This window comes from Nioella sp. MMSF_3534 (assembly GCF_030732985.1).
Taxonomy (GTDB): Bacteria; Pseudomonadota; Alphaproteobacteria; order Rhodobacterales; family Rhodobacteraceae; genus Nioella.
In genome coordinates, this window is the sequence record NZ_JASHJX010000019.1 from 40239 (window position 1) to 59469 (window position 19231).

Annotated in this window: 22 protein-coding genes; 15 read left to right on the forward strand and 7 right to left on the reverse strand. The window is 64.2% G+C overall.

The window, feature by feature from the left end:
• The first annotated feature begins 71 nt into the window (after positions 1-71).
• The 4 genes from RBB16_RS09865 to RBB16_RS09880 all read left to right on the forward strand — a co-directional run bounded on the left by RBB16_RS09865 (position 72) and on the right by RBB16_RS09880 (position 3813).
• Complete coding sequence (locus tag RBB16_RS09865; RefSeq protein WP_306045999.1) at positions 72-602, forward strand: acyl-CoA thioesterase; 531 nt, start codon at positions 72-74, stop codon at positions 600-602.
• 69 nt (positions 603-671) lie between these two features.
• A complete protein-coding gene (locus RBB16_RS09870) occupies positions 672-2039 on the forward strand; it encodes an MFS transporter (protein ID WP_306046000.1) in 1368 nt (455 codons plus the stop codon).
• Positions 2039-2962, forward strand: a complete 924-nt coding sequence (mepA, locus tag RBB16_RS09875; RefSeq protein WP_071691106.1) for a penicillin-insensitive murein endopeptidase — start codon at positions 2039-2041, stop codon at positions 2960-2962. The genes RBB16_RS09870 and mepA overlap by 1 nt, the downstream gene beginning before the upstream one ends.
• Positions 2932-3813, forward strand: a complete 882-nt coding sequence (locus RBB16_RS09880; protein ID WP_306046001.1) for an esterase-like activity of phytase family protein — start codon at positions 2932-2934, stop codon at positions 3811-3813. The genes mepA and RBB16_RS09880 overlap by 31 nt, the downstream gene beginning before the upstream one ends.
• Here the strand turns inward: RBB16_RS09880 and RBB16_RS09885 are convergent.
• Complete coding sequence (locus tag RBB16_RS09885; RefSeq protein WP_306046002.1) at positions 3800-4675, reverse strand: LysR family transcriptional regulator; 876 nt, start codon at positions 4673-4675, stop codon at positions 3800-3802. The two genes, RBB16_RS09880 and RBB16_RS09885, sit on opposite strands and share 14 nt — an antisense overlap.
• Positions 4676-4770: 95 nt before the next feature.
• Here RBB16_RS09885 and RBB16_RS09890 point away from each other — a divergent pair, with 95 nt between their 5' ends.
• The gene (locus RBB16_RS09890) at positions 4771-5823 is read left to right on the forward strand and encodes a sodium-dependent bicarbonate transport family permease (protein ID WP_306046003.1); all 1053 of its coding nucleotides are present in this window, start codon (positions 4771-4773) and stop codon (positions 5821-5823) included.
• Between the two features lie 12 nt (positions 5824-5835).
• Here RBB16_RS09890 and RBB16_RS09895 read toward each other — a convergent pair whose 3' ends face one another.
• Positions 5836-6681, reverse strand: coding sequence for a TIGR00730 family Rossman fold protein (locus RBB16_RS09895; RefSeq protein WP_306046004.1), 846 nt, complete (start codon positions 6679-6681; stop codon positions 5836-5838).
• A gap of 158 nt (positions 6682-6839) precedes the next feature.
• Between RBB16_RS09895 and dapD the strand changes: the two genes are divergently transcribed.
• The 3 genes from dapD (at position 6840) to RBB16_RS09910 (ending at position 8914) form a co-directional block, all read left to right on the forward strand.
• A complete protein-coding gene (gene dapD / locus RBB16_RS09900) occupies positions 6840-7667 on the forward strand; it encodes a 2,3,4,5-tetrahydropyridine-2,6-dicarboxylate N-succinyltransferase (RefSeq protein WP_306046005.1) in 828 nt (275 codons plus the stop codon).
• A gap of 150 nt (positions 7668-7817) precedes the next feature.
• Complete coding sequence (locus RBB16_RS09905; protein ID WP_306046006.1) at positions 7818-8069, forward strand: GlsB/YeaQ/YmgE family stress response membrane protein; 252 nt, start codon at positions 7818-7820, stop codon at positions 8067-8069.
• A gap of 80 nt (positions 8070-8149) precedes the next feature.
• Complete coding sequence (locus RBB16_RS09910) at positions 8150-8914, forward strand: YHYH protein (protein WP_306046007.1); 765 nt, start codon at positions 8150-8152, stop codon at positions 8912-8914.
• Positions 8915-8988: 74 nt separating this feature from the next.
• Here RBB16_RS09910 and RBB16_RS09915 read toward each other — a convergent pair whose 3' ends face one another.
• Together RBB16_RS09915 and RBB16_RS09920 are read right to left on the reverse strand one after the other, a co-directional pair.
• On the reverse strand, positions 8989-9189 hold the full coding sequence (locus RBB16_RS09915) for a DUF2892 domain-containing protein (RefSeq protein ID WP_306046008.1): 201 nt from the start codon (positions 9187-9189) through the stop codon (positions 8989-8991).
• A gap of 75 nt (positions 9190-9264) precedes the next feature.
• A complete protein-coding gene (locus tag RBB16_RS09920) occupies positions 9265-9864 on the reverse strand; it encodes a Crp/Fnr family transcriptional regulator (protein WP_306046009.1) in 600 nt (199 codons plus the stop codon).
• Positions 9865-9950: 86 nt separating this feature from the next.
• Here RBB16_RS09920 and RBB16_RS09925 point away from each other — a divergent pair, with 86 nt between their 5' ends.
• The 3 genes from RBB16_RS09925 to RBB16_RS09935 are packed head-to-tail and all read left to right on the forward strand — an operon-like array spanning position 9951 to position 10684.
• Positions 9951-10286, forward strand: coding sequence for a hypothetical protein (locus tag RBB16_RS09925; protein WP_306046010.1), 336 nt, complete (start codon positions 9951-9953; stop codon positions 10284-10286).
• 9 nt (positions 10287-10295) lie between these two features.
• Positions 10296-10571 carry a VOC family protein gene (locus RBB16_RS09930; RefSeq protein WP_306046011.1) on the forward strand — a complete coding sequence of 92 codons (276 nt, stop codon included), beginning with the start codon at positions 10296-10298 and terminating at the stop codon, positions 10569-10571.
• A complete protein-coding gene (locus RBB16_RS09935; protein ID WP_306046012.1) occupies positions 10547-10684 on the forward strand; it encodes a VOC family protein in 138 nt (45 codons plus the stop codon). The genes RBB16_RS09930 and RBB16_RS09935 overlap by 25 nt, the downstream gene beginning before the upstream one ends.
• 7 nt (positions 10685-10691) lie before the next feature.
• Here RBB16_RS09935 and RBB16_RS09940 read toward each other — a convergent pair whose 3' ends face one another.
• A complete protein-coding gene (locus tag RBB16_RS09940) occupies positions 10692-11711 on the reverse strand; it encodes a Hint domain-containing protein (RefSeq protein WP_306046013.1) in 1020 nt (339 codons plus the stop codon).
• Between the two features lie 88 nt (positions 11712-11799).
• Complete coding sequence (locus RBB16_RS09945; protein ID WP_306046014.1) at positions 11800-13380, reverse strand: choice-of-anchor L domain-containing protein; 1581 nt, start codon at positions 13378-13380, stop codon at positions 11800-11802.
• 220 nt (positions 13381-13600) lie between these two features.
• Here RBB16_RS09945 and dapE point away from each other — a divergent pair, with 220 nt between their 5' ends.
• The 4 genes from dapE to rnr are packed head-to-tail and all read left to right on the forward strand — an operon-like array spanning position 13601 to position 18443.
• Positions 13601-14743 carry a succinyl-diaminopimelate desuccinylase gene (gene dapE, locus RBB16_RS09950; protein ID WP_306046015.1) on the forward strand — a complete coding sequence of 381 codons (1143 nt, stop codon included), beginning with the start codon at positions 13601-13603 and terminating at the stop codon, positions 14741-14743.
• Positions 14740-15339: a TIGR04282 family arsenosugar biosynthesis glycosyltransferase gene (locus tag RBB16_RS09955; RefSeq protein WP_371931234.1), complete on the forward strand. Its 600-nt coding sequence runs from the start codon at positions 14740-14742 to the stop codon at positions 15337-15339. Before dapE ends, RBB16_RS09955 begins: the two co-directional genes overlap by 4 nt.
• Positions 15340-15395: 56 nt before the next feature.
• The gene (locus RBB16_RS09960) at positions 15396-16136 is read left to right on the forward strand and encodes a class I SAM-dependent methyltransferase (protein WP_306046016.1); all 741 of its coding nucleotides are present in this window, start codon (positions 15396-15398) and stop codon (positions 16134-16136) included.
• A 51-nt stretch (positions 16137-16187) separates the two neighbouring features.
• Positions 16188-18443, forward strand: a complete 2256-nt coding sequence (gene rnr / locus RBB16_RS09965; protein ID WP_306046017.1) for a ribonuclease R — start codon at positions 16188-16190, stop codon at positions 18441-18443.
• Here rnr and RBB16_RS09970 read toward each other — a convergent pair.
• Positions 18440-19207, reverse strand: a complete 768-nt coding sequence (locus RBB16_RS09970; RefSeq protein WP_306046018.1) for a sulfotransferase family 2 domain-containing protein — start codon at positions 19205-19207, stop codon at positions 18440-18442. The genes rnr and RBB16_RS09970 overlap by 4 nt on opposite strands.
• Between the last annotated feature and the right edge of the window lie 24 nt (positions 19208-19231).

Here is a 19231-nt window from a genome sequence, read left to right on the forward strand (position 1 = left end):
GCAACGGAGCCTGTTGACCCCGGGGCCGGGCGGGTTTCTGTGGCGCTGTCTGCCGATTCAGGGTTTGTCCGATGTATCCCTTTGCCCGCATGGTCTATCAGCTGGCGGTGACCCGCAACGCTCCGCCCCTGCCGGTGACCGGAACCCATGTCAGCCATCATCGATGTTGGCCCTGGGATATCGACCTGTGGATGGAGCTGAACAACGGGCGCACCCTGACAATCTATGATCTTGGCCGCATCCCGCTGGCGCGGCGGACCGGGCTGGTTGAGCTGCTGCGCAAACAGCGCTGGGGGCTGACCATGGCGGGGGCCTCGGTGCGCTACCGGGCGCGGATCCGGGCCTTTGAACGGGTCGAGATGCTGAGCCGGGTGGTCGGCTGGGATGACCGGTTCATCTATCTGGAACAGAGCATGTGGAAGGGGCAGACCTGCTGCAACCAGATCGTCTATCGCTCTGCCGTGACGGATCGCAACGGGATCGTCCCAATGGACCGGGTGGCAGAGGCGTTGGGGATCGACCAGCAATCACCGCCCCTGCCCGACTGGGTGCAGGCCTGGATTGACGCGGACGCCGTCAGACCCTGGCCGCCTGCAAGGTAATCTGCCTTTTTCATTGCCAAACGGGGGGAATGGCTGAATTCTGCCCGCAAGGGGACATGAGGGCAGCACATGGCAGAGATCTCAACACGCAAGCGTATCTGGGGCTGGTATTTCTTCGACTGGGCCAGCCAACCCTATAACACGCTGATGCTGACCTTCATCTTTGGTCCCTATTTCGGGCAGACCGCCGCCGAGGCGCTGATGGCAGGCGGCATGACCGAGCAGGCCGCCGAGGCCGAAGCGCAGGCGCTGTGGGGCTACGGGCTGACCATTGCCGGGGTGATGATTGCCGTACTGGCGCCGATCCTTGGCAGCGTGGCGGATACATCGGGCCGGCGGATGCCGTGGATCTGGCTGTTCTCCGTGCTCTATGTCGTGGGGGCCTGGGGTTGCTGGTACACGGCCCCACAGGATTTCTCGACCACCTGGGCGCTGGTGTTTTTCGGCATGGGTCTGATCGGGATGGAGTTCGCCACGATCTTCACCAATGCCTATCTGCCGACCATGGGCCCGAAAGAGGAACTGGGCCGGATTTCCGGGTCCGGCTGGGGTTTTGGCTATATCGGCGGGGTGGTCGCGCTGGCGATCATGCTGGTGGTGTTCCAGGCAGGCGATAACGGGCTGACCATGGCCGGGATCGAACCGCTTCTGGGCCTCGACCCCGCAACCGGGGCCGATACCCGCGTGGTCGGGCCGCTGACGGCGCTCTGGTATGCGGTGTTCATGATCCCGTTCTTCCTGTGGGTAAAGGAAGCCCCCCCGCATGAGGGCGCCCATTACCGGATCGGCGAGGGGTTGAGGGAGCTGTGGCACACCATCAAGGGACTGCCGCGCCATCCCAGCTTGCTGGCCTATCTGGGCAGTTCGATGTTCTACCGCGACGCGCTCAACGGAATGTATACGTTCGGCGGGATCTACGCGCTTGGCGTGCTGGACTGGTCGATCATGGAGGTGGGGATCTTCGGCATTCTCGCCGCCATCTCGGGCGCGGTCTTTGCATGGATCGGTGGGCTGGCCGACCGCAGGTTCGGGCCGATGCCGGTGATCGTGGTGTGCTGCGTGGTGCTGATTTTCACCGCCTGCCTGATCGTCGGCCTGTCGCCCGAGGCCGTGTTCGGGATGCCGGTGGCCGAGGGGTCGTCGCTGCCCGATCAACTGTTCTATGTCGCCGGTCTGCTGATCGGTGCGGCGGGTGGGGCCATTCAGTCGGCCAGCCGCAACATGCTGACCAAGCAGGCCAATCAGGAACGCATGACCGAGGCGTTCGGCCTTTACGCCCTGTCGGGCAAGGCCACGACCTTCCTCGCGCCGTGGCTGATTGCCATCACGACCGACATCACCAACAACCAAAGGCTTGGGGTCACGCCCCTGATTGCGCTATTCTGCCTGGGATTGGTTATGTTGATTTGGGTAAAGCCCAACGGAGAAAGCGCCTGATGCTACGACGCGCCCTGTTTGCCGGATTTTGTGCGATTGCCTTGTCCTCCTGTGCGGGGGACAGCCCGGACCCGCCCTTGAACCAGGAACAGCGCGTGACGCTTTCCACCATGAGCGCGACCCCGGCGCGGCGGCTGTTCGGCCACTTGCTGGATTCATCCGACGGGCAGGCGCGGGTCTATGGCGGCTATGCGCGGGGCTGTATCCAGGGGGCGGAGGAGCTGCCCGAAACAGGCCCGACCTGGCAGGCCATGCGGCTCAGCCGTAACCGCAACTGGGCGCATCCCGAGATGCTCGATTTCGTGCAGGACCTGTCCCGCTTTGCAGCGACCCTGCCGGGGTGGGAGGGGCTCTATGTTGGTGACATGGCGCAGCCGCGTGGCGGGCCGATGCTGACCGGGCACGCCAGCCACCAGTCGGGGCTGGACGCCGATATCTGGATGCTGCCGCCCGACCGGCTGGACCTGACCGAAGCAGAGCGCGAGAGCCTGTCGTCGATCTCGACCCGCCGGGCGCGAGGGGCCTATGTGGGCGAGAACTGGACCGAACAGCACTGGCACCTGCTGCGAGAGGCAGCGAGCGATCCGCGCGTGGCGCGTATTTTCGTCTTTCCCGGCGCCAAGGTCTGGATGTGTGACAATGAAACCGGCGACCGGTCCTACCTGCGCCAGATCCGACCCCTGCATGGGCATCACTATCATTTCCACGTGCGCCTGCACTGCCCGGACGGGTCGCCCGATTGCGTCGAACAGGTCGCGCCGCCGCCCGGCGATGGCTGCGACGAGGCGCGGGCCTGGCAGCGCAATATCCTCAATCCGCCGCCCCCGCAGCCCGATCCGAACCGTCCGCCCCCCGTGCGCGGGGAAATCATGCTGAGCGATTTGCCGAACCAATGCAGCCGCGTTCTGGTCAGCTCGCCCTGACGGCGGCGCTGGCCGCGGGGATTACCCTCACCGCTTTTGCGCAGGAACCGGGCGTGCTCGGGGCCTTTGCGATCCGGTCCGATCATGAACTGGTCGGTGGGCTGTCGGCGGTGGAAATCACCGATGGTGGTGCCGGACTGGTGGCGCTGTCGGATCGCGGGGCGCTGATCCGGGGGCAGATCACCCGCGACGGGGCCGGACGCGTGGTGGCGCTGGCCCTGGCCGAGCCGGAGCTGCTGAATGCAAGGGACGGCTATCGCGGGGGCCGGGCGGCGCGGGACAGCGAGGGGCTGGCGATTGCGGAAGATGGCCGGATGTTCCTGTCGTTTGAGGGTGATCACCGCGTCGTGCTGCATCACGCCCATGGCGACACGATCCTGCCGGCAGCAGAGGGGTTCGCCGTGTTGCAGCCCAATGCCTCGCTGGAGGCGCTGGCGGTGGATGCGGACGGGACGCTCTACACTCTGCCGGAACGGTCGGGCGATCTGGATCGGGATTTCCCGTTGTTTCGCTATGCCAACGGGGCGTGGGACGAGAGCTGGACCATCCCGCGCGAGGGGCGGTTTCTGCCGGTTGGGGCGGATTTCGATGACCGGGGCCGGTTTTTTCTGCTGGAGCGGGATTTCAGCTTGCTCTTTGGATTTGCCAATCGCATCCGCCGCTTCGAGGTGACGGCGGAGGGCATGATCGGGGGCGATGTGGTCTGGCAATCGCCCCATGGCGGGTTTTCGAACCTCGAAGGGCTGAGCGTCTGGCGTGACGGGCAGGGCAGGCTGGTGGCCAGCATGGTATCGGACGACAATTTCAGCCCGATCCTGCCGACGGAGCTTGTGGAAATCATCCTGGAGTGACGCCCTTGGCCAAAAGCTTCGCCAGCGCCGGGTGTGGGAACTGGCGCGGGACGGTGACGGCGTAGAAGGGCTCGGATATGCCGAGGTCGAAGGGGGCGGTGGCGATGCGGCCAGAGGCGATTTCATCGGCCAGCACCACGGCGGGCGCGACAGCCAGCCCCACGCCCTCGCGCGCCAGCAGGCGGACCATGGCCATGTCATCCACCGTGGCGGCGATGCGTGGGCTGACCTGAAGCCGGGCCAGAAGGTTATCCATTCCGGCGCGGATGGTGTTTTCCGTGGGCAGGATCAGCGGTTCGTTTTCCAGCATGGCGCGCAGGCTTGGGTGGCGCAGCCGCTCGGGCGACCCGTGCAGCTGCACGGGCTGCTCCGCAAGGCGCTGCGCGGCGAAATCAACGCCCTGGTCGCTGGCCGGAACCTCGGTCGTCAGCACCACGTCGAGCGCCAGCGCCGCGAGATCAGCCAGCAGCGTGCGCGTGTTGCCGGACCTGAGCGCCACGTCGCAATTCTCGGCCAGCGCAGGGCGCAGGAACTGAAGCTGAAAGTTGCGCGACAGGGTGGACAGCGCCCCGACCCGCAGGGGCGGGTTGCTGTCGCTGCTGCGGTTCAATGTGGCGACAAGGTCTTCGCCCGCGGTGAAGATCCTTTCGGCGTGGTCCAGCGCGATACGCCCCGCCTCTGTCAGCACGAGCCGCCGTCCGACCCGGTCAAACAGCTTGTGGCCAAGCCGGTCCTCCAGCTGGCGGATCTGGATCGACATGGCGGACTGCGACAGGTTCAGCACCTCGGCGGCGCGGCCAAGATGGCCCTGCCGGGCGACTTCGCGGAAGTAGCGGAGGTGGTGATAGTTGAGCGGACCCATGTTTTAGAAAATAGAACAATAACTGAGAAAAGATATATTTTTTATCCAACCCTGGCGGCGGTAGCCAAGCGCAGATCCAAACGGAGGGATATGCCATGGACCTGATCGCAACCATCGCCGCAACGATCCTGGATCAGTTGCGCAACCCCACGCTCGCCTTCCTGCTGGGTGGGCTTCTGATCGCCGCGCTTGGCAGCCGCCTGACGGTGCCCGACGCGGTCTACAAGTTCATTGTTCTGGTGCTGCTGTTGAAGGTCGGTCTCAGCGCCGGGATTTCGGTGCGCGAGGCGGATTTCTGGGCGCTGATCGTGCCCGGCGTGCTGGCCATGCTGATCGGCATCGCCATCGTGCTGATCGGCAGCCGGACGCTGGCCCGCCTGAACGGCGTGTCTAAGGTGGACGGGCTGGCGACGGCGGGGCTCTTTGGGGCGGTCTCTGCCTCCACCCTCGCCGCCGGGATGGTGATGCTGGATGAGCGGCAGATCCCCTATGAGGGCTTCATCGGCGCGCTTTACCCCTTCATGGACATCGCCGCGCTGGTCACGGCCATCGTGCTGGCGCGGGTCAGCGTGGCGCGCAAGGCGGTGGCCACCGGCGGCGGGACTGTCGCGCTTGGCGGGGGCGGCGCGCAGATCGACGGGCTGGAAGGCGGCATGTTGCGGGACATCCTGACCGATACATTCCGCAGCCCCGCGATTTCCGCGCTGTTGCTGGGGCTGATGATCGGGCTGCTGGCCAATGCCGACTCGGTCTTCCATGGCTTCTACGAGCCGCTCTTCCGGGGCTTTCTTTCGATCCTGATGCTGGTCATGGGGATGGAGGCCTGGGCCCGGCTGGCGGAGCTGAAGCGGGTGGCGCATGCCTATATCCTCTACGGGATCGCGGGGCCGCTGCTGCACGGGGCTATCGGGTTCGGCGCAGGGATGATCGCGCATGAACTGACGGGCTTCTCTGCCGGGGGCGTGGTGCTGCTGGCGGTCATGGCCTCGTCAAGCTCCGACATTTCCGGCCCGCCGACCCTGCGCGGTGCGCTGCCAGAGGCGAACCCCTCGGCCTATGTGGGCACGTCGACGGGGCTCGGCACGCCGGTCGCCATTCTCAGCATCCCGGCATGGATCGCGCTGGCCGAACTTGTGATAAGCTGGTGATGCCGGGGCGGCCTAGCGCCCCGGAATATCACCCCGGCGCGCGGTGTCGCCCCAGCTATCTATGATCTCCACGGCCTCTTCCGCCGTTTCGACAAAGCGGAAGAGGTCAAGGTCTTCGGGGCTGATCGTGCCCGCGTCGGCCAGAGCCTCCCAGTTGATGATCTTTTCCCAGAAGGCACGGCCGAACAGCAGGAACGGCACCCGCTCCATCCGGCCGGTCTGGATCAGGGTCAGGCTCTCGAACATCTCATCGAGCGTGCCGAACCCGCCGGGGAAGATGGTGATCGCCTTGGCGCGCATCAGGAAATGCATCTTGCGGATGGCGAAGTAGTGGAAGTTGAAGCAGAGGTCGGGCGTCACATATTCATTGGGCGCCTGCTCATGCGGCAGGACGATATTGAGCCCGATGGACACACCGCCCGCATCCGCCGCGCCCCGGCTGCCGGCCTCCATCACGCCGGGACCACCGCCGGTGACGATGATGTTGTCATGCTGGCCGTTGTTAAGGCTGCGTTCGGTGACGATCCGGGCGAATTTGCGCGCCTCGTCATAATAGTGCGACAGGTCCCTCAGGGTCCGGGTGCGCGCGCTGTCGGCCTTGGACGGCTCGGGGATGCGGGCGCCACCGAACATCACGATGGTCGATTTCACCCCGTATTCATCCATGATCATCTGCGGCTTCAGCAGTTCCAGCTGCAACCGCACGGGCCGCAATTCGTCCCGGCACATGAAATCGTCATCGGTAAAGGCCAGCTGGTAGGCGGGCGCACGGGTCTGCGGCGTGTCCGGCACATGACGGGCGGTTTCGATATCGGTATGGGCGTCGCGGAACAGCCCGTCGCGGGCGTCGTCATGCATCACTCGTTTCCTTTCGGTCCTCGGCAAGAGTTAACGCTACCCCGCGGCGGTGCCGGATGAAACCCGTCTTCGCGTGGTCGTGAAGCGTCGTATTTGCCGATTGAGCCGCGCGGTCCGGTCGGATATAGCGCCCGGGACCAAGGAAACCGGAGGCCCCCATGTCGAACGCTCAGCTCGAATCCGCCATCGAAGCCGCGTGGGACGCGCGCGACCAGATCACCCCCGCCACCACTGGCGAAACCCGCGAGGCCATCGAGGATACGCTGAATGCGCTCGACAGTGGCAGCCTGCGCGTTGCTGAACGGCAGGACAGCGGCGACTGGCATGTGAATCAATGGGCCAAGAAAGCGGTTCTTCTGGGCTTTCGCCTGAAGGATATGGAAATGCAGTCCGGCAGCGCCCAGGGCGGCAGCTGGTGGGACAAGGTCGACAGCAAATGGGCGACCTGGGGTGAAAACGAATGGGGCGCGGCGGGTTTCCGCGCGGTGCCCAACTGCGTGGTGCGCAAATCGGCCTATATCGCGCCCGGCGTGGTGCTGATGCCCTCCTTCGTGAACCTGGGCGCCTATGTGGACAGCGGCACCATGGTCGATACCTGGGCCACGGTGGGCAGTTGCGCGCAGATCGGCAAGAACGTGCACCTGTCGGGCGGCGTCGGGATCGGCGGCGTGCTGGAGCCGATGCAGGCGGGCCCCACGATCATCGAGGACAATTGCTTTATCGGGGCGCGCTCCGAGGTCGTGGAAGGCTGCATCGTGCGCGAGGGCTCGGTCCTCGGTATGGGAGTCTTCATCGGCAAGTCCACCAAGATCGTGGATCGGGAGACCGGCGAGGTCATGTATGGCGAGGTGCCGCCCTATTCGGTGGTCGTGGCTGGCTCCATGCCGTCGAAGAACGGTGTGAACCTTTATTGTGCCGTGATCGTGAAGCGGGTGGACGAGCAGACCCGCTCCAAGACCGGCATCAACGAGTTGCTTCGGGACTGATCCGACGATTTGGCCGGGCGGTGGAAGGCGCTTCGAAGCGCCTTTCAAACGCGTTTTCGAAAACGCGTCCCCCGCCCTGTGATTTTCGGTGCAACCCCTCGATGACCTTGTGCTAATGTTCCCGCATCGAAACGATTTGGAGCATCTGGAATGCAAGGTTTGGGATGGATCGCGGCGATTATCGTCGGCGGGTTGGCAGGCTGGGTTGCCAGCACCTTCATGCGGGCCGATACCGGGCTGGTTGCCAATGTGATCCTTGGGATCGTCGGGGCCATCGTTGCAAACTTCCTGCTGCGGCTGGTGGGGATCAGCGCTTCGCCCACCTGGATTTCACAAGGCCTTGTCGGTTTTGCCGGAGCCTGCCTGATCATCTGGGGCGCTCGGCAGTTGCGCGGCCGTTAAACGCCACACTGAAAAAGATTTCGACGGAAAGACGCAACCCCCGCGTGTAACCCGGCATGAACAGCCGAGGAGGACGCGCGATGAGGAAAGCCCTGATACTGACCCTGGCCCTCGGGCTTGGCCTGTGGGTGCAGGCCGGTGAGGCCCATGAAAACGAGGTGGATATCAGGCTGGAGGGTGACCGGCTGTGTGTCACCTCCAACTCCAGCCCGAACCACGATATCGGGCGCTTCCCGAACCGCGGCAACCCGCACAGCTTTGCCGAGCAGACCACACGGGTTTGCGTGGATGCGGAACCGGAGGAGACGGGCCGCATCACCCGGCGCGTCCAAAGCTCCGGCATCTCGATCACCGGTATCCTGTTCCGCCCCGGCACGGCCGATTTCTACGACGCCAGCAGCCCGCGCGGCTTTTCGCGTGATCCGTCATCGGGATGGCGGCTGGAGGGGATGGGCGCGGCGGACATGCTGGGGATGGATGCCGAGAACGCCCATGTGGATCATCGGGGGCTCTACCACTATCACGGCGTATCCGAGAGCCTTGTGGGGTCGCAGTCTGGTAGTCTGATCGGCTGGGCCGCCGATGGGTTCGAGATCCACTATGTCGGGGAGGGTGCCCAATCCGGCTGGCAGTTGCGGTCCGGCACGCGGGGAAGCGCGCCTTATGGGGCCTATGATGGCACCTACGAGGAAGACTGGGTCTATGCGGCGGGCAGCGGCAATCTGGATGAATGCAACGCCGCCGTGGTCAATGGCACGCTGACCTATTTCGCCACCGATACTTATCCGTTTTTCCCCCGCTGCTTTCATGGCTCCGTCAGCAGCGATTTCATGGGCCGGCGCTGACCCCCACTGTCCCTGAACAGTGCCGCCCGTGACGATCCCCCGCCTTCCTTGCTCCGAAGGCGGGGGATATCTGGTCAGCCCTGACGCTGATGCAGCGGGCAGGTGTTCAGGCCGAGGATGCGGTAGAGTGGGCAGAAGCCCGCAAGGCCGGTTACCAGCGGCACGATGCCGATCCAGCCCCAGTTGGTCTGCGGGCCGACGAAGACAAGGGCGATAAGGACGATACCCGCGATGATGCGCAGGGCGCGGTCGATGTTACCTTCGTTGCGAGGCATGGCGCGTCTCCTTTCAAGAGGCTTGCGATATGGTGGGATTATAGCGCCGGTGCCCGCCCGGCGGCGGTGACAGAGTCACCGTTCCTCTGCGGCAATCCGTTCCAAACCGGCCCGGTCCAGCACCCTGACCCCGCCGCGCTGCTGTTCCACCAGCCCCGCCCGCGCCAGTTCCGCCATACGTCGGCTGACGAAGGCCCGGCCAGAGGCGGTTTCGATGGCAAGCGCGTTGTGCGACGCATGGACCTCGCCCGCCGCATCGGCCAACCGCAGCAGCACCCGCGCCAGCCGCGCGTCGAACCCGGTCAAGGCCACGTCCTCGATCAGCCGTTCATATTCGCCGAAGCGGTTGGCGACGGCGGAGAACACAAGATCGCGAAAGGCAGGGTCGGTTTCCAGCCGGGTGCGGAACCGATCGGGTGGCACCAGCTCACCCTCCAGATCGTTTTCGGCCACGCCCTCGGCGGAATAGCTACGTCCCTCGACCAGACAGGCGAAGGTTTGCAGGCACATATCGCCGGGGCTGACGCGGTAGAGAACCACCTCTCGCCCATTGGCGGCGGTCAGCGTGACCTTGATGGTCCCCTTGTCGAGCAGCACGAGACCGGGGCAGGCCTGTCCCGGCTGGAACAGAACGGTGCCCTTGGGAAAGGCGATGCGGCGGCGCAGGTCAGTCATGCTTTCAGGGATGAAACGAAGTGTGGCGCAGGTCAACGGCCAAGGCTGCGCTTGACCGAAACGACGCAGGGGGCTAGGGCGCTGGCATGGCAAAGGAAAAGAAACAGCAGCAGGTCTATACGCTTGTGGTCGAGGTTGGCCGCAAGACCGGAGACGGCTTGCCCAAGGGCGCGACCGGTGCGGGGCTGATGATCTATGCCTCTGGCGTGGACGAAGCCGAGGCGGTGCGCGAAACCGTGGCGATCCTGAAACAGGCGGATCTGGCACCGCTGGATGTGCAGGGCTATGGCACGCTGGAGGAACGGCGCGAGCTGGGTCATGAGATCCCCGAGGAAGAGGTCGCCCTGATGCAGCGCGCGGCGGACGAAAACTCCGTCATCGTGGCGCAGATGACGCCCTATTTCGGTGACGGGGACGACTAGGGCCCGCCGATGTTTCTGGGCCTCCACCATGCCGCGATCATCTGTTCGGATTACGCGCGGTCCCGGGCATTTTACGTGGATATCCTGGGGCTGCGGGTTGTGGCCGAGACGTTTCGGGCCGAGCGGCAGTCGTGGAAGCTGGACCTTGCCTTGCCCGATGGGTCGCAAATCGAGCTGTTCGGCTTTCCCGATGCCCCCGCCCGGCCCTCCTACCCCGAGGCGCAGGGGCTGCGGCATCTCTGGCGTTTCGGGTTGCGGATGTGGCGGCTGCAAGAGACTGGCTAAAGGCGCAGGGGATCCCGGTCGAGCCGATCCGTGTGGACGATCTGACGGGCCGCACGTTTGCCTTCTTCAGCGACCCGGACGGGCTGCCTCTGGAGCTGTATGAAGACGGATAAACCTGCGTCAGGCCGCGAAGGACCGGTTCTGGGCCAGCATCCCCAGATAGGCCTGTGCCCCGGCGCGGTCGATCACGGTCCAGGCCGGGATGCGATCGGGTTCCGCCAGACGGGCGGAGGATTTTCCGGTTGCTTCCAGGACGTCGGCCAACAAAGCCGTATCCAGCGCACAGCGCCCTGCCAGCAGGCAATCGTGATCGTCCAGAAGCACGTGATAGGTGGTGACCATGGGCCGTTCGAGGCAGATCTGCGCGGCGCTGGCGCGGCGGATATCCTCGACCCGGGCCAGCACCTGCTCCTCTCCGAACAGATATTCGACCTCGCTTCCGCTGAGCAGCAGTTTCTGGTTGCGGGAGACGACGATATCTTCGGTCAGGCCGAAATAGGGCGCACGCAGGCGGATAGGGGCGGATGGGCCACGGGCCAGCAGATCGGTCTGGCCGATCCAGCGAACGGTCTGTTCCTCGCCTTTTTGCGACAGGATGCTCATGCCCGGTTGCAGGTCGGCCACCCGGACCGGGCCTTTCGGGGTCTGAATGCGTGTGTCGCCCGCGATGCCGGGCAATGATGTGTCAGGCAATGGATGGTTGGCAACACCCGCATAGGCGACGGACACCATGGGGCCGGGAGTTTCGGGAATGATCTCGGCCAGGCTGTTGGGCGCGATGCTGCCGGTATGGGTGACGATGCGGTTGCCGGTCTGGCCATTGGTCAGGACAAGCTGGCCGGTTTTTCCCAACCTGTCCCAGGTGAAGTGCAACAGCAGCGGCTCGCGGGAAAACAGGAAACCCGCATCGGTTTCAAACAGGAACGCGCCTTGTTCGACGCAAACCGTGCCGTTCGGGCGGCAGGTAATGCGCAGGTCGCGGGCGGTGCCGGTGCGGCCCTGCCACAGGATTGCGGGCACCTGCAGTTCACCCCTGAGCGTCATCTCGAAGCGAATAGTGCCATGGGACAGCTCCGCCATGCGTGCCCGCGCATCGAAATGCGTCAGTTTCCGTCCATCCCAGATCGCCAGCCAGCTCATGCCGAAACAATGCCCCTCATTCCACTGGATTGGATCATATCCGTGGAGTTGGGGCCGAAGTCGTTCGGAAATGTGGAAAGAATGTGACTCAGCCGAAAAGCGCCGCGGCCTCAAAGCTGCGCAGGCTGGGTCTTGCCGATGCGCTGTATCCGTGGCCGGTTGTCAGGTCCAGATCCGGGAAAAGTGAGATGATCTCCTCCCGCACCGCATCGTCAAAGCCCGACATGGTCACAGGCCCTGGATGGAAGCTTTCGGTCTGCAACCCCTCGGACCAGATGATCTGGTGTTCGTCAAAGAGCAGGTGGAAATACTCGACCGTGCCGCCTTCGCGCACCCGGATCGAGCAGTCATTGACCAGATCCTTTGCGGCAACCAGAACCTCATCCTCGCCAAACAGAAGTTCGGCCATGTGGTGACTGACCAAAACCCGGTGCTGGGGCGACAGGACCAGCGTGTCGTGGAACCCCATGGTGCCGCGTTCGATGACGATGGGGGCGAAATTGCCGATGGCCTCGACCGTGCGGTTGCCGATCCAGCGAATGGGCTGCAACCCGTTGTCGCGGGTGTCCACCAGATCGCCGACGCGCAGCGCCTCGACCGGGATATCGCCCCGATCCGTGCGGATCCGGGTGCCCGCCACGAAACAGGGGATCGTGGTAATGGTGACGAAGGCAGTGTCGGAGATGCCGTTCCCGCCGCCTGCCGCCGCCGTGTAGGAAAAGGTGAAATCCTCTGGCGTCGTCGGGAGAGTATAGCCGGTGGGGGCCTCGACCAGCAGGGTGCCGTCGGCCTGAAGCGTAACGTCAAACCCGTTGCTAAGCGTCACCGTGTCACCGACGCTGACGGCCTGCCCGTTGATATGGGTCACCACCATCGTATTCGCCGCCTGATCATTGGCGATCACATCGACAGAGATGTCCCCGTAGCCCGAGAATGTGGCCGTGTCGTCATTGGCGAAGACACGCCCCTGCACCGAGTCCGCCGCAATCAGAATGGCGGAATCGTAGCTGCTGTCCCCGACATCGGCGATGCCAAGCCGGATGGTGTTCACCTGATTTGGATTGACCGTCATCATCACCGACAGGGTCACGGTATAGCCGTCCATCTCGGTATTGGCGCTGTCATCGGTGTTGCTGACATAGAGCGTTTCGTTGGACGTGTTGTTGACGTTGTTGATCTGGGCGATCTGGAAGACGGGCGAGGCGACCTCGACCCCGTTGATCCAGATGCCGACCGCATCGTTGAAGATCGACCCGACATATTCGGGGTATTCCTCGGACGCGAAGGTGAACTGCATCGTCAGCGTATCACCCTCGGGGATGAAATCCGCCTCCAGAATGGCGGCGTCATAGGTGCTACGCCCGGCCAGTGCGTTGAAACCGGAATCGTTGTTGACGCCACGCGTGTTGGTCGAGGTGCTGGTGCTGACGTTCGGATCGCCCGAGGAGTTGGTGAAGTCACGCACCTGCCCGGTGGACAGGATTACACCGGAATCGGACGGCGTGGCATTTGGCGAGGTCGTATCGCCATCGGACCAGATGCCCGATGAATTGCGGTCGCCTGAATAGGACGCGCTGACAACGGTGACACCGTCGCCAAAGATGGTCTCGGCCATTTCATTGGCCGTCGCCCGATGGTCGATCGTAAGTTCACTTGCCGTGACTGGCATGTGCTCTGCCCCATTCATCGGCATGATCGTCGCGGATTACGTGGGAATGCACCTGCCTGCTGGTGCGTTCTCTGCGCCGATAATGCCCGTCATTCTTTGTTTTGCCGCAGAATAGCCCTGTTCTTGTCACAAGTTAAGCCCTTGCGCGTCCCGGCGTGTACTTGAGTCCCGCGGGCCACAGGTCTATCGCTGTGACACCCGGAATGAGGAGAGCCAGGCCATGACCGACCCGCAGAAACTGACCGCCGATCTGGTGCGCTGCGCCTCGGTCACGCCGGAAGAAGGCGGCGCACTGGTGCTGCTGGATCGGGTGCTGTCCGAGGCGGGGTTTACCTGCACGCGTGTGGATCGGGGCGAGGTGTCGAACCTGTATGCCCGGTGGGGGGATAAGGGTCATGCCCGGACCTTCGGGTTCAATGGCCACACGGATGTGGTGCCGGTCGGCGACGCAGCCGCCTGGACCCACCCGCCATTCGGGGCTGAAGAGGAGGATGGCTGGCTCTACGGGCGCGGGGCGACAGACATGAAATCGGGCGTTGCAGCCTTTGCGGCGGCGGCGATCGACTTCGTCCGCGACACGCCGCCTGACGGGGCTATCGTGCTGACCATCACCGGCGATGAGGAAGGCCCCTCGACCGATGGCACCATTGCCCTGCTCGACTGGATGGAGGCCGAGGGCGAGAAGATGAGCGCCTGCATCGTCGGCGAACCGACCTGTCCGGAAACCATCGGCGACATGATCAAGATCGGGCGCAGGGGCTCCATGTCCGCGTGGTTTACCGTGAAGGGCAAGCAAGGGCATTCCGCCTATCTGCACAAGGTGCTGAACCCGATGCCCGCCGTGGCGTTGCTGGCGCACCGGCTTTCGGCGCATGTGCTGGATGAGGGGACCGACCATTTCGACCCGTCCACCTGTTCCGTGACAACCATCGACACCGGCAATGCCGCGACAAACGTGATCCCGGCAGAAACCCGGATGGCGGTTAACCTACGCTTCAACGATCTGCACACGGGCGCGAGCCTGACGGAGTGGCTGCAAGCCGAGGCCGACAAGGTGGCCGAAGAAACCGGAGTGAAGATCGGGATGGAGGTGAAGATCTCGGGCGAGGCGTTTCTGACCCCGCCGGGGGAGCTGTCCGAGTTGGTCAGCAAGGCCGTCACGGCGGAAACCGGCCTGACCCCGGTCCTGTCCACAACCGGCGGCACGTCCGACGCGCGCTTCGTCAAATCGCATTGCCCGGTGGTGGAGTTCGGTCTGGTCGGGCACCGGATGCACCAAGTGGATGAACGGGTCTGGATCGAGGATATCCACGCGCTGAAGCGCATCTATGCCCGTATCCTGAGCGACTATTTCGCCCAATGATCCGCCCCACCGTCGTCGTGATGGTGAAGGAACCGCGCCCCGGTCGGGTCAAGACGCGGCTGGCGAAGGGTATCGGGACGGTTCCGGCGGCGTGGTGGTATCGCCAGCAGGTGACGCGCCTGCTGCGCCGGTTGCGCGACCCGCGCTGGCAGCTGGCTCTGGCGGTGTCCCCGGATGCGGAAGGGCTGGCCAGCCGCGTCTGGCCGGATGATCTGCCGCGCATCCCGCAAGGAACAGGCGACCTCGGTGCGCGCATGGCGCGGCTTCTGGCCAGGCCCGGCCCGGTTCTGGTCATCGGCAGCGATATCCCCGGCATCACCCGCGCCCATCTGGCGCGTGCGTTTCGGACATTGGCCACCCATGACGCCGTGTTCGGACCTGCCCCCGATGGCGGCTACTGGCTGATCGGCCTGGGTCCGCGCCCCGCCCCGCCGGGGTTCCTGAAAAGGGTGCGCTGGTCCGGGCCGCATGCGCTGGCCGACAGCAGGGCAACCCTCGGCGACCGGCGAATTGCGCAGGTGGATATGCTGGCGGATGTGGACTGTGCAGAAGACCTGTTGCGCGGAAAGATTGCCGTGGACGATCCGATTCGCTAGGATTCCGCCAGAGCAGTCACGGGGCCAAAGACCCCGGCAACCAGCAAGAGGCAGGCATGATCGACAGGGACGATCTTCTTTCACGGATTCAGGACGGCGATATCTCGGTCTTCCAGATCAAGAGCCAGACCACCAACAAGGACAAGGCAACGCTGCTGGCGGTGCAGAATTTCCTGCGCGATCAGGTGGGCGACTACAGCTATATCGAGATCGGCTCGCATCTGGGCGGCAGCCTTGTACCACATCTGGCGGACCCGGCCTGCACCCGCATTTCCTCGGTCGATCTGCGCCCCGAGGTGCTACGCGACGAACGGGGCCGCGATGCGGTTTACGAGGGCAATTCCACCGAGCGGATGATCGACGGGCTGGCGGGCGTGTTGCCGATAGATTGCCTGACCAAGATGCGCACCTATGATTGCGACGCGGGCGATCTGAAGGATTTCGACGTGCCAACGGACCACGTGCTTGGCATGATCGACGGGGAGCATACCAACGTGGCCGCCTTCCGCGATTTCCTCAATCTGCGCAAATACATGGCCAAGGATTGCGTGGTGCTGTTCCACGATTCCAACCTTGTCTTCGATGCGCTGCTGAATATCGAAACGCTGCTGCGGGACGAGGGCACCCGATTTGCCAGCTTCTTCCTGCCCGGCATCCTTTATGGCATCGCCTTCGGCAAGCTGCGCAAGCCTGCAAAGAAGGCGCTTGGGCCGCTGGCCCATGACCCGGAGGAGTTCGTGGCCCGTGCCCGACGTGACCTTCAGGAACGGATCGCCAAGCACCTGCAGGCCGCCTGAGCCCCTTGTTTTCCGCATGACGCGCCCCTTGGCCCGTGCTAGGCCAAGGGCATGAGCCAGATCCCCACCAAAGACCAGATTCTTGCCTGGATTTCCGACAATCCCGGCCATGCCTCGAAACGCGATATCGCCCGGGCCTTCGGCATCAAGGGCGCCGCGCGGATCGACCTGAAACGCATTCTGAAGGAGCTGGAGGCCGAGGGCCATCTGGAGAAGCGCAAGAAGACCTATCGCGATCCCGACCGGCTGCCGCCCGTTGCGGTGTTGCAGGTGCTGGCGCCAGATGATTTGGGCGATGTGTTTTGCCGCCCGTTGGAATGGTTGGGCGAAGGGCCGGAACCGCGCATCCTGTTTGCTGCGAAGGCGACCGATCCCGCGCTTGGGGAAGGCGACCGCATTCTGGCGCGGATGCAGGAGGTCGAGGGCGAGGATCACCAATATGTCGCCCGCCTGATCCGGCGGATCGGTACCAACCCACGCAAGATCCTCGGTATCTTCCGTAAGGGGGCCGAGGGCGGGCGGATCGTGCCAATCGACAAGGGGTCGGACAAGGAATGGATGGTGCCCGCCGCCGCAGCCGAGGGTGCCAAGGACGGCGAACTGGTCGAGGCCGAACAATCGGGCCCCAAGGGGCGCATGGGCTTGCAGAAGGCGCGCATTGTGCAGCGGCTTGGCGATCCGGGGCAACCCAAGGCGGTGTCACTGATTGCCATCCACCAGCACGGCATTCCCGACGATTTTCCCGACGACGTGATCGCCGAGGCGGATGCGGCGAAGCCTGCCGGGCTGTCTGGCCGCGAAGACCTGCGCGACATGCCGCTCTTGACCATCGACCCGGCCGATGCGCGCGACCGCGACGATGCCTGCCTTGCCCATGAAGATGACGACCCCAAGAACCCCGGCGGTTTCGTGATCTGGGTCGCCATTGCCGATGTGGCCCATTACGTGCGCCCGGGATCGGCGCTGGACCGCGAGGCGCGCAAGCGCGGCAACTCCACCTATTTCCCGGATCGCGTGGTGCCGATGCTGCCCGACCGGCTGTCGGGGGATCTTTGTTCCCTTCACGAAGGCGTGCCACGCGCCTGTATGGCCGTGCGCATGGTGATCAACGCGCAGGGCGAAAAGATCGGGCACCGCTTCGTGCGCGGGCTGATGCGGTCTGTGGCGTCGCTGAACTATCAAGAGGTTCAGAACGGCATCGACGGGCACCCCAATGACAAGGTCGCGCCACTGGTTGACCCGGTTCTGAAACCGCTCTTCGCCGCCTATGGCGCGCTGAAACTGGCGCGGGCCAAGCGCCAGCCGCTGGATTTGGACCTGCCGGAACGCCAGATCATTCTCAGCGATGAGGGGCAGGTGACATCCGTGGCCTTCAAGGACCGGCTGGATGCCCACAAGCTGATCGAGGAATTCATGGTGCTGGCCAATGTCGCCGCCGCCGAGGAGCTGATCCGCCTGAAAACGCCGCAGCTTTACCGGGTGCACGAGGAACCGAACCCCGACAAGATCGCCGCCCTGCGGGAAACGGCGCAGGCCAGCGGTTTCAATCTGGCCAAGGGGCAGGTGCTGCAAACCCGGCACCTGAACAGCCTGCTTGCCGCCGCCGAAGGGACAGAGTTCGACGAGCTGATCAACATGTCGACCCTGCGGTCGATGACGCAGGCCTATTACAGCCCTCAGAATTTCAGCCATTTCGGGCTGGCGCTGAAGGCATACGCGCATTTCACCTCGCCCATCCGGCGCTATTCCGACCTGATCGTGCACCGGGCGCTGGTCTCTGCCCATGGCTGGGGCCGCGACGGGCTGAGCCCGGAAGAGATTGAGCGGCTCGACGACATTGCCAAGCATATCTCGGACACCGAACGCCGCTCGATGCTGGCCGAACGCGACACGACCGACCGTTATCTCGCGGCCTATCTGTCGGAACGGGTGGGCGAAAGCTTTACCGGTCGGATCAGCGGCATCGCCCGGTTCGGGGCCTTCGTGAAGCTGGACGATACCGGCGCGGATGGGCTGCTGCCGATGCGGGCGCTTGGGCGGGAGTATTTCCATCACGACGCCGAGGCGCAGACCCTTGTGGGGGCCGATACCGGCCTGACCATTGGCATCGGGCAACGGGTGACGGTGAAACTGGCCGAGGTGGTTCCGGTTACCGGCGGCATGACGCTGGAACTGGTGGAGATCGACGGGAAATCCGTGCCACGCGGGGCGCGCCATGGGCGCGGAGCGGGGCCAAGACGCAAGGCGGGCAAGGCCCGCGCCAAGGCCGCCAAGGTCAAGAAGAAGGTGCTGCGCAAGCGCCGCTAGCGGAAGGTGATCCGCTCCATCACGTTCAGGTCCTCGGCGACGTGGCGTTCCATCTCGCTGCGCTGCGCATCGCTGTCCAATTCGTCCAAAAGCGCCTGCCAGCGGCTGCGGGAGCGATCCAGCGGGCCGGGGTTGGCGTGCTTGGTCACGATATCCGGTCGTGTCCCGAAACTTGCTTCGATGTCATCCTCGATCTTCTCGAACTCTCCGAAGCGGTAGATCGCGGTCAACTTGCGGCTGTTTTCCTCGGCCAGCGCCAGAAGGTCGGCCAATGGGGCATTTGCGAGGGTTCCGCGCCGGATCAGGCTGCGCAGGGCCAGATAGGTCAGGGTCAGGTTGGACCACCTTTCCCGCACGGCCAGCTGAATTTGCGGGTCCTCGGAAAAGAAAAGCGCGGATGCACCGTTTAGCAGGGCGCGCTGCGCCGGTGGCAGAGAGTCCACCCCATTGGCATCGCGCGACCTGCGCGCTTCTTCCCGCATGAAGAAGTAGAAGGACCCAAGCCGTTCACGGGGGTCTCGCAGAACCATGAAGGAAAACGGATCACCGGGCACGTTTTCCAGCTCGTGCCAGTGCAGATGGCCCGAATGCATGCGGTATTCCGGCGGAAATGTCGCCCCGTCCCGAACATGGGATTGCAGCCGGTAGGGCGAGATGTTCCGTTCCCCAAAAAGCGCGCCGACGCTGTGGTGAATGGTCTGACCGCCGGTTTTGGGCAGGTGAAGAAAAACGATCGGGCGTTCTGAATCAGGATCAATCGACATTCCCCTGAGATATCCGGCCATGAG

What these genes read in the sequence shown, in the direction of transcription:
- RBB16_RS09890 (WP_306046003.1), top strand. Translation starts at nt 4,771, where the DNA reads ATGGACCTGATCGCAACCATCGCCGCAACGATCCTGGATCAGTTGCGC.
- RBB16_RS09920 (WP_306046009.1), bottom strand. Translation starts at nt 9,864, where the DNA reads ATGACTGACCTGCGCCGCCGCATCGCCTTTCCCAAGGGCACCGTTCTG.
- RBB16_RS09955 (WP_371931234.1), top strand. Translation starts at nt 14,740, where the DNA reads ATGATCCGCCCCACCGTCGTCGTGATGGTGAAGGAACCGCGCCCCGGT.
- RBB16_RS09870 (WP_306046000.1), top strand. Translation starts at nt 672, where the DNA reads ATGGCAGAGATCTCAACACGCAAGCGTATCTGGGGCTGGTATTTCTTC.
- RBB16_RS09970 (WP_306046018.1), bottom strand. Translation starts at nt 19,207, where the DNA reads ATGTCGATTGATCCTGATTCAGAACGCCCGATCGTTTTTCTTCACCTG.
- RBB16_RS09880 (WP_306046001.1), top strand. Translation starts at nt 2,932, where the DNA reads ATGCAGCCGCGTTCTGGTCAGCTCGCCCTGACGGCGGCGCTGGCCGCG.
- RBB16_RS09915 (WP_306046008.1), bottom strand. Translation starts at nt 9,189, where the DNA reads ATGCCTCGCAACGAAGGTAACATCGACCGCGCCCTGCGCATCATCGCG.
- dapD (WP_306046005.1), top strand. Translation starts at nt 6,840, where the DNA reads ATGTCGAACGCTCAGCTCGAATCCGCCATCGAAGCCGCGTGGGACGCG.
- RBB16_RS09960 (WP_306046016.1), top strand. Translation starts at nt 15,396, where the DNA reads ATGATCGACAGGGACGATCTTCTTTCACGGATTCAGGACGGCGATATC.
- rnr (WP_306046017.1), top strand. Translation starts at nt 16,188, where the DNA reads ATGAGCCAGATCCCCACCAAAGACCAGATTCTTGCCTGGATTTCCGAC.
- RBB16_RS09865 (WP_306045999.1), top strand. Translation starts at nt 72, where the DNA reads ATGTATCCCTTTGCCCGCATGGTCTATCAGCTGGCGGTGACCCGCAAC.
- RBB16_RS09905 (WP_306046006.1), top strand. Translation starts at nt 7,818, where the DNA reads ATGCAAGGTTTGGGATGGATCGCGGCGATTATCGTCGGCGGGTTGGCA.
- RBB16_RS09895 (WP_306046004.1), bottom strand. Translation starts at nt 6,681, where the DNA reads ATGCATGACGACGCCCGCGACGGGCTGTTCCGCGACGCCCATACCGAT.
- RBB16_RS09885 (WP_306046002.1), bottom strand. Translation starts at nt 4,675, where the DNA reads ATGGGTCCGCTCAACTATCACCACCTCCGCTACTTCCGCGAAGTCGCC.
- RBB16_RS09940 (WP_306046013.1), bottom strand. Translation starts at nt 11,711, where the DNA reads ATGAGCTGGCTGGCGATCTGGGATGGACGGAAACTGACGCATTTCGAT.
- RBB16_RS09945 (WP_306046014.1), bottom strand. Translation starts at nt 13,380, where the DNA reads ATGCCAGTCACGGCAAGTGAACTTACGATCGACCATCGGGCGACGGCC.
- RBB16_RS09930 (WP_306046011.1), top strand. Translation starts at nt 10,296, where the DNA reads ATGTTTCTGGGCCTCCACCATGCCGCGATCATCTGTTCGGATTACGCG.
- RBB16_RS09910 (WP_306046007.1), top strand. Translation starts at nt 8,150, where the DNA reads ATGAGGAAAGCCCTGATACTGACCCTGGCCCTCGGGCTTGGCCTGTGG.
- mepA (WP_071691106.1), top strand. Translation starts at nt 2,039, where the DNA reads ATGCTACGACGCGCCCTGTTTGCCGGATTTTGTGCGATTGCCTTGTCC.
- dapE (WP_306046015.1), top strand. Translation starts at nt 13,601, where the DNA reads ATGACCGACCCGCAGAAACTGACCGCCGATCTGGTGCGCTGCGCCTCG.
- RBB16_RS09925 (WP_306046010.1), top strand. Translation starts at nt 9,951, where the DNA reads ATGGCAAAGGAAAAGAAACAGCAGCAGGTCTATACGCTTGTGGTCGAG.